At 41.9% G+C, this 12,578-nt stretch carries 9 protein-coding genes; 7 read left to right on the forward strand and 2 right to left on the reverse strand.

Going from position 1 to position 12,578, the window contains the following annotated elements; all coding sequences use genetic code 11:
• Positions 1-18: 18 nt before the first annotated feature.
• From dnaA to AK823_RS00025, 5 genes are all read left to right on the forward strand, one after another.
• Positions 19-1,464, forward strand: a complete 1,446-nt coding sequence (gene dnaA / locus AK823_RS00005; RefSeq protein WP_068329983.1) for a chromosomal replication initiator protein DnaA — start codon at positions 19-21, stop codon at positions 1,462-1,464.
• A 149-nt stretch (positions 1,465-1,613) separates the two neighbouring features.
• Entirely contained in the window at positions 1,614-2,789 is a 1,176-nt protein-coding gene (gene dnaN, locus AK823_RS00010; protein ID WP_068033534.1) for a DNA polymerase III subunit beta, read from the forward strand.
• A gap of 172 nt (positions 2,790-2,961) precedes the next feature.
• Positions 2,962-4,188 (forward strand): DNA replication and repair protein RecF, encoded by a 1,227-nt coding sequence (recF, locus tag AK823_RS00015; RefSeq protein WP_068325268.1) that lies wholly within the window; start codon positions 2,962-2,964, stop codon positions 4,186-4,188.
• A 571-nt stretch (positions 4,189-4,759) separates the two neighbouring features.
• Positions 4,760-7,387: a DNA topoisomerase (ATP-hydrolyzing) subunit B gene (gene gyrB, locus AK823_RS00020; protein ID WP_082785580.1), complete on the forward strand. Its 2,628-nt coding sequence runs from the start codon at positions 4,760-4,762 to the stop codon at positions 7,385-7,387.
• A 278-nt stretch (positions 7,388-7,665) separates the two neighbouring features.
• A complete protein-coding gene (locus AK823_RS00025) occupies positions 7,666-8,292 on the forward strand; it encodes a manganese efflux pump (RefSeq protein WP_068325270.1) in 627 nt (208 codons plus the stop codon).
• Positions 8,293-8,389: 97 nt separating this feature from the next.
• Here AK823_RS00025 and rlmF read toward each other — a convergent pair whose 3' ends face one another.
• Together rlmF and AK823_RS00035 are read right to left on the reverse strand one after the other, a co-directional pair.
• Positions 8,390-9,448 (reverse strand): 23S rRNA (adenine(1618)-N(6))-methyltransferase RlmF, encoded by a 1,059-nt coding sequence (gene rlmF, locus AK823_RS00030; protein ID WP_068325272.1) that lies wholly within the window; start codon positions 9,446-9,448, stop codon positions 8,390-8,392.
• A 29-nt stretch (positions 9,449-9,477) separates the two neighbouring features.
• Positions 9,478-10,251 (reverse strand): LysE family transporter, encoded by a 774-nt coding sequence (locus AK823_RS00035; protein ID WP_068325275.1) that lies wholly within the window; start codon positions 10,249-10,251, stop codon positions 9,478-9,480.
• A gap of 340 nt (positions 10,252-10,591) precedes the next feature.
• On the opposite strand from AK823_RS00035, the gene AK823_RS00040 reads away from it, so the two are divergent.
• Both AK823_RS00040 and AK823_RS00045 read left to right on the forward strand, forming a co-directional pair.
• Positions 10,592-11,395 carry a crotonase/enoyl-CoA hydratase family protein gene (locus AK823_RS00040; protein ID WP_068325277.1) on the forward strand — a complete coding sequence of 268 codons (804 nt, stop codon included), beginning with the start codon at positions 10,592-10,594 and terminating at the stop codon, positions 11,393-11,395.
• Positions 11,396-11,491: 96 nt separating this feature from the next.
• Positions 11,492-12,439 carry an AEC family transporter gene (locus tag AK823_RS00045; RefSeq protein WP_068325279.1) on the forward strand — a complete coding sequence of 316 codons (948 nt, stop codon included), beginning with the start codon at positions 11,492-11,494 and terminating at the stop codon, positions 12,437-12,439.
• Positions 12,440-12,578 lie beyond the last annotated feature (139 nt).

The raw sequence follows: 12,578 nt of genomic DNA on the forward strand, positions 1-12,578 counted from the left end.
ATGGGGTTCGTACTTTTCATGATAGATACAGCAGCTATTTGGGATAAATGCCTAAACGATTTACGTTATCACGTTAAAGATAATGTATTTACTATGTGGTTAAGACCACTATCAGCACATCAAGAAGCGCAGACACTTATTATTCTTGCCCCTAATGATTACTTTGTAACGTATATCAAAAAAAACCATTTGCATGATATTCAGCAGCTGGTAGCTAAGCATAGCCAAGGCAGTATTGAAGAAGTTATTGTGCGTGTTGATAACGCTGGCCGTGACATTGAAGATAATAATCAGCTTGAGTCAGGTTCCTTATTTGCAGAAGATAAGCCCTCCCCTACCCTTGCAGATCACAATTTTGAAACGACGCATAATAATATTGCTAGAGCAGATATTGATGCCAACACGCGTCATGCAGAATTGGTCGACTCAGCCGATGCTAAGTCATTAAGTTATCTTAACCCTGATTTTACCTTCGAAACCTTTGTCACCGGTAAGTCTAATAATTTAGCTTACAAGGCATGTTATGAGCTTAGTAAGCGCCAATCAAAGAATCGTCACAATCCTTTATTTATATACGGTCCTTCAGGATTGGGAAAAACGCATTTAATGCATTCTGTAGCACATCGCTATTTAAAAAATAATAGAAGTTTTTATTATTTCACTTCTGAAAAATTTATTAATCAATTAGTTTATTCATTAAGAAATAATAAAATAGAAGATTTTAAAAAGAAAATAAAAAAAGTAGATTTATTAATTGTAGATGATATTCACGTATTAGCTGGAAAGACTAAAAGCAGCAATGAGTTTTTGACTTTATTTGCTGATTTTACTAGTGGTGATAAGCAGTTAATTTTGGCTTCTGATCGTCACCCATCACAGATGACTGAATTCGACGAACGTTTTAGATCACGTTTTTCTTGGGGATTAACGGTAGCTGTTGATCCTCCAGAAATCGACACTCGCATGCAAATCTTACAAAAGAAAGCGGCATCTTATGGAATGGCACTTCCTAAAGAATGCGCGTTATTTATTGCTCAAAATGTCGTTTCAAATGTTAGGCGTTTGGAAGGTGCATTGAATCAGGTGTTTGCAAACGCTAATTTGACTGGAGCGCCGATTACTCTTGAGATGGTGCAATATGCGCTAAAAGATATCGTCGCTATGCGCGTACAAGCGGTCAATATGGACAATATTCGTAAAGTTGTCGCTGAGTACTATGATGTAACAGTTAAAGATATCATGGGGCGTAAACGTACTCGTAGTATTGCAAGACCCCGTCAAATAGCGATGGCATTAGCACGTGAGTTAACAGGTGATAGCTTTCCAGAGATTGGACAGTCATTTGGTGGGCGTGACCATACAACGGTGATGCATGCTTGTGATAAAGTTAATCAACTACGAGCAGCGGATCCTGCATTCGATAAGGACTATAAGACGCTAGCGCTGATGTTACAAGCGGCTTAGAGGAGCCTAGGATCACTATGTTTTAGTAGGGTGATATGGTTTATAATAGTCTCAGCATCTATCTACTATATGGATTATATTAGGTGGACAGTATCGAACCATTATCTATATCATTATAAAAAGAATCATTCAAATAAGAGTAACTAAGCATGCAATTATCGATTAATCGAGAGTCGTTACTAAAAGCTATTAACTTGATCGCCAAGGCTGCTGACAAGCGCCATAATATGGTTATCTTGGGTAATATTAAGCTGCAGTTGTCTGAATCTGAGCTTATTTTAACCGCCTCTGATTTAGAAGTAGAGCTGACATCGACATTGAAATTGCCGGTTGGTGCTTGTGTTGAAGCAGGTACAACGACTTTACCAGCTACTAAGTTAAGAGATATCTGTAAATCACTACCTAACCAAGCACAAGTTAACCTTGCCACTCAAGAAAACGAGCGCTGCTTGCTGACTAGTGGTAAGAGTCGCTTTACTTTAGGTACGTTGCCTAGCGAAGATTATCCAAGCTTGGGTAATCCAGAAAATATTACACCGTTGACCATCAGCCGTAGTCGTCTTACTGATCTGATTCATAAAACCCAGTTTGCGATGGCAATTCAGGATGTACGCTATTATCTAACGGGTATGCTATTTGATGTTTCACAGCAGCAACTAACTACGGTTGCTACCGATGGGCACAGACTAGCGTTGGCGCGTAGTGTCATCGATGTAAGTGCTGATCTTAATATGCAGGCTATCTTGCCACGTAAAGCAGTGATTGAGCTTGAGCGTTTGGCGTCTGAGCTTGGTAAGATGCTTGGCGATCAAGATAATCCGGTTACTTTAAGCTTCGGTCGTGAATTCTTGCAAGTTAGCCTACCATTTGGTGAAGTTGATAGTGCAGGACAGGTGAGTCAAAACTTAATGGTTACTTTTACCGCGCGTTTGATTGATGGCAAGTTCCCTGATTATCGCCGCGTTATGCCAAGTAATACCGATAAGCTGGCCTTATTCAATCAAGAAAAAATGACTGATGTGCTACGCCGTGTCGCGATTTTAAGTAACGAAAAATCACGTGGTGTAGTCTTTAATTTTGCCAGCGACGGTATGGTAGAAGTCCGTGCTAATAACGCTGAGCAAGATGAAGCCGTCGAGATGATACAAGCTAAGTATCAAGGTGAGCCGATGGAGCTGTCATTTAATGCAGCTTATCTACAAGATGTTTTAGGCGTGATCCAAGGTGATCTACAAATGCATATGAGCCAATCAAATGCCTCAGTGCTGGTCAATCAGCTTAATGATGAGTTCCATCAATATGTCATCATGCCAATGCGTATATAGCATTTTTGGTTTTTAAAAAGACGGTGAGTTAGGCTATAAAACTTTCTTCGCATAACGGTTTTTAGCAAGTTTCTACGTTTAAAGTCTAACTCTAAATCACTAAGAAAATTACTATTGAATTAAACTTTTGCCTGCTATTAAGCAAGTTATAAAATAGGCGGCTGTCGGTACTATGATTGAACGTCTACAAGTTTCACATCTGCGTAATTTAACTCAGGTCGATCTAGAGTGTGCTGCTTGCAACGTCATCATCGGTGCAAATGGTAGTGGCAAAACATCATTACTTGAAGCTATATTTTTACTTTCAAGAGGTAAAAGCTTTCGCCACCATCAGCCTAAACGTTATATTCAGCACCATCAGAATACTACCATCGTACATTCTAAGCTCAACGATAACAGTACATTAGCTATCCAGAAACAAGCCGATGCTACAACACTTCTACGTCTTAATCAAAACACCGTTTATAATCAAAGTATCTTAACTGAACAGCTACCAACGTTACTGATAGATCCATCCACGATGGATATGTTAGAGCAGGGTAGTGCTAGCCGTCGACAATTATTAGACTGGCTAGTGTTTCACATGAAACAGGGCTTTCATCCACAATGGGTTGCTTATCAACGACTATTAAAACAGCGCAATAGTTTGCTAAAAAAGACGCGTCATTTGACTCAAGTACAGCTTGCTGAGCTAAAGTCATGGGACAAAGGTCTTAGTAATCATGCCGCACTTATCCATCATTATCGTGAACGGATATTTACTGAATGGCAGCCTTATTTTGCTCAAAGTATCGCTCAGTTATTGCCTGCTTATGCTGATCAATTGAGCCTGAGTTATAACGCTGGCTATGATACTAATGTTGGGCTAGACGTACAGCTCAATGAGCGGCTAGAGCAGGATTTACAGTTAGGATATACTCGTATTGGTAACCACCGTGCCGATATTCACGTGCATTGGCGTTCTATCGATTCAGTAGAAAAGACAAGTTTCAGTGAAGATGAAGATGAAAATATAGGTAAAGTATCAAAAGTTGAAGCGAATCCTAAACTGCCTGTCTTAAAAGAGCAGGCAGCTAATGTGTTATCTCGCGGTGAAAAAAAGCTGTTGATTACTGCTTTGCGTTTGTCTCAGTTACCACTGTTGCTCGAAACTGAAAAAGGCGTCTCTTCATCTAACAGCGATTTTCAATCAAGAGTGACACCAGTAGTACTGCTAGATGATATTACTGCAGAGCTAGATAGCAGAGCAATAGAGATATTACTGTTGACTTTAGCGCAGCTACCATGTCAGGTGTTTATGACCAGTTTGATGGATGATATTTTACCCTTAGTGCATCAGTACTGGTCAGAACCTAAAGTGTTTCATGTGAAACAGGGTGAAATTACTCGTTTTAGGTAATGTCTTATTTTTTGAGTAGCGTATTATCTTTTTTAACCTGATTTTCGATAAACATCTTCACTTATCTATTTATTTTTCACTCACAATTATCTTCTTTTAAACCCTATCTACCTCCCAAACTGTTCGTTATTTATCCTACCGTCTTCTTATAATCATTATTATCTTCAGAGACCAAGTAGTAGTGATAAAACTCTCAGTAAACAGTGACTTAGAAGCAAAAAAATGCTAAAATGGGGCTTTATTTTTGTCCTATTCTCAGCAAGTTATTTTGTGAATTTATATAGATGTTTTTTATTATCTATAAGCTTTTAAGTGTTTGATAACTATACGTTTCGTTTTTTATCGAGCTTCAATAATGTTTAAAACAAAACGGAAGCTTTGACTTAAAACTGAGGTACTAGTTTTAAGTCTATATTACATGTTACAAAGCTTTAGCTAACAGTGTTTTAGCTAATAATATGCATTAAAGATTTCGACCGTAAAACGTTAAGTCTAAGATAACGTCATAAGGTGTCACCGTAGTGGTGAGCTGATGATATATGGCTGATTATGGCTAGATTAAGGAATGCACATGAGTGATTCATTACCTACCGATTACGAACAACTGACGTCAGATACTATGGTGTCAGATATTGTCATTGAGACTGTTGCCTCCGCTGTTGTTCCTGAAGGACTTCCATCTGATTATAGCTCCAAAGATATTCGTGTATTGCGCGGGTTAGAAGCGGTGCGCGTGCGTCCTGGTATGTATATCGGTGATACCGATGATGGCACAGGCTTGCATCATATGGTCTTTGAGGTAGTGGATAACTCTATCGATGAGGCACTTGCTGGTCATTGTGATCAGATTGATATTATCATTCATGAAGATGAGTCAGTGAGTGTTAGCGATAATGGTCGCGGCGTCCCTGTCGATATCCATCCAGAAGAAGGCGTATCGGCAGCACAGGTTATTATGACAGTACTGCATGCTGGCGGTAAGTTCGATGATAACAGCTATAAAGTCTCAGGCGGTCTACACGGTGTAGGTGTCTCCGTGGTTAACGCTTTGTCTAAAAAGCTTGAAATGAATATTTGGCGTGAAGGTTATCACTATCATCAGACTTATACCGATGGCGTGCCTGATGCTGACATTCAACAAATGGAAGCAACTGATAGAACGGGTACTCAGATCCGCTTTTATCCTAGTACCGATGTATTTACCGGTACCATCTTTGAATATGACATCTTAGCTAAGCGTTTACGTGAATTATCTTTTCTTAATTCGGGCGTGCGCATCGTCTTAACGGATGAGCGTATTGATAAGCGTCATGAGTTTGAACACAAAGGCGGATTGTCGGAGTTTGTCAGCTATATCAATGCGGGCAAAGACAGCGTCAATGAGATATTTCACTTTAACAGTGAGCAGGCCGACGGTATCAGTGTCGAAGTCGCGCTACAGTGGACAGATACTTATAACGAAAAAGTGCTTTGCTTTACTAACAACATTCCACAGCGTGATGGTGGTACCCATTTATCTGGTTTCCGCTCAGCGCTGACTCGTTGTTTGAACACTTATATGGATCGCGAAAACTTATTCAAAAAAGAAAAAGTGGTCGCGACCGGTGATGATGCACGTGAAGGTTTGACGGCAATTGTATCGGTTAAAGTGCCTGATCCCAAGTTCTCAAGTCAGACCAAAGATAAGCTGGTATCGAGCGAAGTTAAATCTGCTGTTGAATCAGCGATGCATGATAAGTTCAATGACTATCTGCAAGAGAACCCAAGTGCTGGTAAAGCGATTGCTGGTAAGATCATCGATGCAGCTCGTGCACGTGATGCAGCTCGTAAAGCACGTGAAATGACGCGTCGTAAGACTACTTTGGATATCGCAGGTCTGCCTGGTAAATTGGCTGACTGCCAAGAAAAAGATCCAGCCTTATCAGAACTTTATATTGTGGAGGGTGACTCTGCAGGTGGTTCAGCTAAGCAAGGTCGTAGCCGTAAGACCCAAGCAATTTTGCCATTAAAAGGTAAAATTTTAAACGTTGAGCGTGCACGTTTTGACAAGATGTTATCATCTGCTGAAGTAGGCAACCTAATCACTGCGCTTGGTTGCGGTATTGGCCCTGATGAGTATAACCCTGATAAAGTACGTTATCATAAAATTATCATCATGACCGATGCGGACGTCGATGGGTCGCACATTCGTACGTTGCTGTTGACCTTCTTCTTCCGTCAAACGCCTGAGCTGATTGAGCGTGGTTATATTTATATTGCTCAACCACCGTTATATAAAGTGAAAAAAGGTCGTCAAGAGTTATATCTCAAAGATGACGAAGCCTTAAAAGCCTATCTATTGTCATCGACGATTGATAATACTAAGCTACATATCAGTGCTGATGCGCCTGCCATTACTGGTCAAGCGTTAGAGACGCTACTGAATGACTATAACCAAACGCAGCTGATCAAAGCACGTTTGCAGATTCGTTTTCCAGCAGTGATTTTGGACGCCTTGACGCATACGCCAAAGCTTAGCACCGATATGACTTATGATAAGTCTGCTATGCAAACATGGAAAGAAGCCATGCAAACTCAGCTTGATCACTTCGGTAGTGATTTGAGCCCTGAGATTGAGTTGGTCAATATTCATGCACCGCAACCGAAAAATATGGATGCAGCGGCAGCAGATTTATTGGGTATGAAGCCAGTAGTAGAAGCTGAAGCAGGCGAAGCGTCTAATAATGAGGCGTTATCTACTAAAGCACAATGGTTGCCACGGATAACCGTCTATGTGCATCAGTTGGCACATCATTATCTGCTCGACTCTAGCTTTATTAACTCGGGCGAATATAGCAAGCTGCTACGCTTATCAAGCGAGTGGAATACTTTGTTAGAGGACAGCGCATTTATCCGTCGCGATAGTACTAGCGCTAGTAAGGACATTCCAATACGTGACTTTGATTATCTGTGGCAACAGATGATGTTAGATGCGCGTCGTGGTCTATCGGTTCAGCGCTATAAAGGGCTAGGTGAGATGAACGCCGATCAGCTTTGGGACACTACGATGGATCCTGAAAACCGTCGTATGCTACGTGTCACGATTGAAGATGCTATCGCTGCCGACCATATGTTCACTTGTTTAATGGGTGATCATGTTGAGCCGCGTCGTATCTTCATTGAAGAGAATGCGTTGACAGTCTCTAATTTAGATATTTAAATTGGCTATGAAAGTTGCTTAATAACTGTTAAATAATAAAAACCACCGCTTTGACACTCAAGGCGGTGGTTTTTTAATATTAGAGTTGTTTCACGTGAAACTTAATTAAGAATTGCGTTCTGCTGGAATAAATTTTTCTTGCTTGCTGTGCGCTTCGCACTCCAGAGGCTTCGCAAAATTTATTCCAGCAGCGCTGAATTCTTTTTAAATTTAATCGACTATAGACACTTTCCTAAAGTGTCCCAGTTATAAATTATTAGTATAAGCGAAAAAATAAAATGATCGAAGTCGTGTTACTTGCCGTTGCTCTAGCAATGGACGCATTCGCCGTCGCGATTGGGCTGGGTGCCAAGTCGCAAAAACAGAGTAAGCAATATTTATGGCGTTTAGCTATTTATGCTGCGTTATATTTTGGGATTGCGCAGGGAGTGATGCCACTTATCGGCTATTTATTAGGCGCGGCCCTCTTAGGTTGGCTGGCTGCTGCTGCACCTTGGATAGGAGGCATTATACTTATCGGTCTCGGTGGTAAAATGCTTTATGAGGTTTTTGCTGGCGATGGGGAAGATGCGGTAGATAGTGCGCTTCATCTAAAAGCCGATGCTAATAATGCAGTTACGACTATTGAGGCTATTAATAAGGGTCATCAAACTATCAATCAACGCACCATGTTTACGCTCGCGATTGCGACTAGCATTGATGCGATGGCAGCAGGCTTTACCCTTAATTTATTGGCGCTTAATGCGTGGTTAGCTTGTTTGATTATTGCGGTAGTAACCGCTGGATTTGGGTTGTTTGGTGTTTATCTGGGTTGGCGCTCAGGTACATGGCTAGAGGATAAAGCGGAAGCGTTGGGCGGCTTGGTGCTTATCGCAATTGGGCTAAAAGTTATGTTTTTCGCCTAAAAAAACATTTTATTTTCTCAATAAAAAGCACCTTTCTAGACTCCAGAGCGGTGCTTTTTTGGTTTCACGTGAAACTTTTCATTTATATGACCAGCGATTATTCTTCGTCAGTGTTAAAACGCCATGCTAATACACGGGTGTTTTTTTGCCCTTGACTCATCTCAATAATGCGCATTTGGGCGACATCGAGTTGTTTTAACAGTAGTTGCAAAGGTTTTACGTTTTCCGACTTGGAGACGAGGGTAGTAAACCAGCCAACATGCTCGGCGAAGTCTTGACTCTCTTTTGCCATCTTGGTCAAAAAGGCAATCTCACCGCCCTCACTCCACAGCTCTTTGTGCTGACCACCGAAGTTTAGGTTTTGCGCGGCATTACCAGTCTTCGTTGAGTGTCGGCTTATTTGCTCATTTTCATTCTTACCGCGATGTCTTTGTAAATTGTGCTGCTTGCGGGTATTGGCTTCCATCGCTTCCTCTAATGAGGCATGGAATGGGGGATTGCAAACGACCACATCAAAGTAATCTTGGCGACCGATAATATTCTTAAAAATACGTTTAGGCTCAGGTTGTAGTTTTACTTTAACCGCACCTTTTAACTTCGCATTGGCTTCGCAAATAAGCGCTGCGGTATTGACCGAAATAGGGTCGATATCGCTAGCCGTAAAACGCCAACCGTAGCTTTGGCTACCAATAATTGGATAAATGGCACTGGCACCCGTACCAATATCGAGGGCGTGGATTTCTTTACCAGTAGGTGGTGTATTGTCGTCATTAATGTGCGTGGTTTGAGCCAATAAGTCAGCGATGTAATGAATATAGTCGGCACGACCAGGAATAGGCGGACAGAGATAGCCTTCTGGAATGTCCCAAAACTTGACGCCATAATAATGAGCTAATAGCGCTTGGTTGAGCACACGTACAGCCTGATGGTCGGAAAAGTTAATCGTCGGCTCGCCATTAGGGTTGGTAATAGTATGCTTGGCAAGCTCTGGTAAAGCGCGGGTCAATACCGCAAAGTCATAACGACCTTGGTGCGGATTACGCGGGTGTAGCTTACCGAGTTTTTTCGCGGTCGCTGGAGATCTATTTCTGTGTTTACTGTTTGAAGGGGTGCTGGTCATAGTGTGGGGCTTTGATGTTTGAATATAACCGACCATTTTAGCAGATTTCGCGGGTAACTAATGTGTTATCGGCTGCGTAAAATAAGGTTTAATCCCAATACTATCATCGCTGTACCCAATATGCGGTCTATCCAATGCTCAAAACGCTGAAAGCGACGATGAATTGCAGGGATGGAGAGTAACATTACCACGGTGCTAAACCATGCCATCTGCAATACCATCATCCATACGCCATAAATGGCTAACTGCCATAGCGGTATGTCAGGTGATAATACAAGGGTAAATATCGCTACGAAATATACTGGTGCTTTTGGATTGAACACATTACAAAAAAAGCCACGACGCAAAATAGCGAAAGTTGAGTCGGTATTGGTAGAAGGTTCTTTCTTAGACAGGTTCTTAGACAAGTTTTTAGCAGTAGGGCTTTGTGTTAATAATTTTTCATTAGCATGTGGTTGTTCTTGCTCGGCAGACGCAGTGCGTGAAACGTCAATGCCTGCATTTTCTGAGTTTGCCGCATTTGTTGAGGCTGCTAAATCTGATGGCTTCTTAGGTTTGGCTTGAATACCTTGCCAACCAAGATAAATAAGATAACTACCACCCAACCATTTAATAGCGGTGAGTAATGGCTGCGAATGGGCGATTACTGTCGCTAGTCCTAGCACCGAATAGATAATATGTACGGCGAGACCTAAGGTAATACCCAAACTACAAATCAAACCAGTGCGGCGACCTTTTGCTAATGTCTGCTGTGAAACCAAAACAAAATCAGGGCCAGGGGAGGCAGCAGCGAGTAGATGGACGCTGGTGATAAGCAAAAAACCGTGCCAAAATTCCATAAAATGCTCTGAGTGAAGTCTTAATTTGGATAATAGTTGCACTTATCGCAAATCAGGTCAACTGATATTGATGGCAGCTATGAATAGCAATGCTAAAACGGTGCTTGCGTTGCAAGGGGTGTATGTCTATATTGAAAGTGAACGATGTTAAAAACACTCTACATAGATACAATCCAAAATGAATGTCTATATCTCCGTATAGCTGGAAGAAATTTTTTTGCTTGCTGTGCGCTTTGCCAGACAGAGGCTGCAAAAATTTCTTCCAGCCATACTTTATCTATTGTGGGTTAGTCTAACTATGTCACTGACCTTACAAGAGTAAACTTTAAAAGGAAATACCATGACTACGGAAAGTAATAACAGTACAGACAATCGCATCACTTATGAAACGGACGGCTATATCTGCTTAATCGGACTAAATCGTGCCGATAAGCGCAACGCCTTTGACAGTCATATGATTCAGCAATTATCTGAAGCACTTACCCATTACGATAATGACGATAACCTACGTTGTGCGCTGATATTCGCCCATGGTGAGCATTTTACCGCTGGTCTGGATCTGATGGAGTTACAAGATAAATGGGACAAAGGCGCGTTTGAATTTAGCGATGACGAGATTGACCCGTGGGGTATCACTGGTAAATTACGTACTAAGCCTGTCGTCGTCGCGGTACAAGGTACCTGCTTTACCGCTGGGATTGAGCTGATGCTAAACAGTGATGTGGTCATCGCTAGTGATAACTGCAACTTTGCACAGATGGAAGTGCAGCGCGGTATCATGCCATTTGGTGGGGCAACGGTACGTTTCATACAGGCAGCAGGCTGGCAAAAAGCCATGCCGTATCTACTCACAGGTAAGGCGTTCGACGCGCAAACCGCAGATAGACTTAATCTAGTCAGTGAAGTGGTGCCAAATGGCGAAGAATACGAGCGTGCAATGACTATCGCACAAGAGATTTGCAAAGCTGCACCACTGGGCGTACAAGGTCTACTGTCCTCAGCACAAGATGTTAGTCGTAGTGGAACTGCAGCCGCATTGGCTAATATTCATAGCTATTTGCCGCATTTATTCCACTCAGAAGATGCCCGTGAGGGTGCGATGGCGATGGTTGAGAGAAGGGATGCTGAGTTTAAAGGTCGCTAAAGAAGGACGTTAGATTTTGGGTTTGTATTCATTCTAAAATCGATTGTTTATAACAGTGCTCATCTGTATCAATGCCTACAAGGGGCAATCACTACTATGTTAGATATTATTAACATCACTGCCCCTATTTTTATCATCATCGCGCTTGGCTACTTATGTGTACGCTTCAAAGTCATTGACCCCAAGCATGCGAAAGGCATGGGTAGTCTGGTGATGAATATTGCGCTGCCAGCACTGATGTTTAACGCTATCGCTGGCACGCCTTTTCAAAAAGTTATCCTACCGCATTATCTGTTTACCTATGCTTTGGGCTCAGTCATGGCTTTTATGGTTGGCATAATGCTCACCAAAGCAGTCTGGCGACAAGACAACATTTCCGCCGCTTTAAACTCTGCTGCGCTCTCGTTTTCTAACAGTGCCTTTATCGGCTTTGCTGTCATCTCTATGGTTATTGGGTCTAGCAAGGCTGCCGCTTACTTGTCGATGAACGTTCTTATCGAAAGCCTATTAATCCTGCCGATGCTGTTTGTAATGGCTGAAATGAATCCTGCTTCAACTAAGTCTCTGGCAAGTGTCCTTTTAGGTATTGGCAAAAATTTCACTCATAATCCGCTTATCATCGCCATCGTGGTCAGTGTGATTTTCTCTATCTTTAGTATCCCTGTACCACAAGTTGTCGCCCAAACCACGCAAATGCTCACTGGCGCTGCGGCACCACTTGCCTTGTTTGTTATCGGTATGAGCCTTTATGGGCTGGAGCTGCAAGGAGATTTACCAAAAATCACCACTATCGGTTTAGGTAAGCTTATCCTACATCCACTGCTTGTGCTGCTGGCCATAACATTAATATCTGGCGGCTCGATACAAGATAAATATGTCGCTATGCTATTTGCCTCAGCACCGGTGTTTTCTACCATTGCTATCATTGGTCAGCATTATGGCTTGGTTGATCGCATGTCTGCTATCGTCATCGTCTCTACCGTGGGCTCATTCTTTAGTATGAGTGCGGTGCTTATTTATTGGCAGGTGACTGTCGGATTTTAGAGTCTAGGGCGTGATAGCGATAACTAAGAGGAGAGAACTGAATTTAAGGTGTTGAAGCTCTATACTTACAGCAGTAACTAAGTATTATTTAAAGAGTTTAAAGCTATAAGGTATACAGCTAATCCTAAATGAACCTGAG

The organism is Psychrobacter sp. P2G3 (genome assembly GCF_001593285.1).
In the GTDB taxonomy this organism is placed as follows: Bacteria; Pseudomonadota; Gammaproteobacteria; order Pseudomonadales; family Moraxellaceae; genus Psychrobacter.

What these genes read in the sequence shown, in the direction of transcription:
- gyrB (WP_082785580.1), top strand. Translation starts at nt 4,760, where the DNA reads ATGAGTGATTCATTACCTACCGATTACGAACAACTGACGTCAGATACT.
- rlmF (WP_068325272.1), bottom strand. Translation starts at nt 9,448, where the DNA reads ATGGTCGGTTATATTCAAACATCAAAGCCCCACACTATGACCAGCACC.
- AK823_RS00035 (WP_068325275.1), bottom strand. Translation starts at nt 10,251, where the DNA reads ATGGAATTTTGGCACGGTTTTTTGCTTATCACCAGCGTCCATCTACTC.
- AK823_RS00045 (WP_068325279.1), top strand. Translation starts at nt 11,492, where the DNA reads ATGTTAGATATTATTAACATCACTGCCCCTATTTTTATCATCATCGCG.
- AK823_RS00040 (WP_068325277.1), top strand. Translation starts at nt 10,592, where the DNA reads ATGACTACGGAAAGTAATAACAGTACAGACAATCGCATCACTTATGAA.
- dnaA (WP_068329983.1), top strand. Translation starts at nt 19, where the DNA reads ATGATAGATACAGCAGCTATTTGGGATAAATGCCTAAACGATTTACGT.
- dnaN (WP_068033534.1), top strand. Translation starts at nt 1,614, where the DNA reads ATGCAATTATCGATTAATCGAGAGTCGTTACTAAAAGCTATTAACTTG.
- AK823_RS00025 (WP_068325270.1), top strand. Translation starts at nt 7,666, where the DNA reads ATGATCGAAGTCGTGTTACTTGCCGTTGCTCTAGCAATGGACGCATTC.
- recF (WP_068325268.1), top strand. Translation starts at nt 2,962, where the DNA reads ATGATTGAACGTCTACAAGTTTCACATCTGCGTAATTTAACTCAGGTC.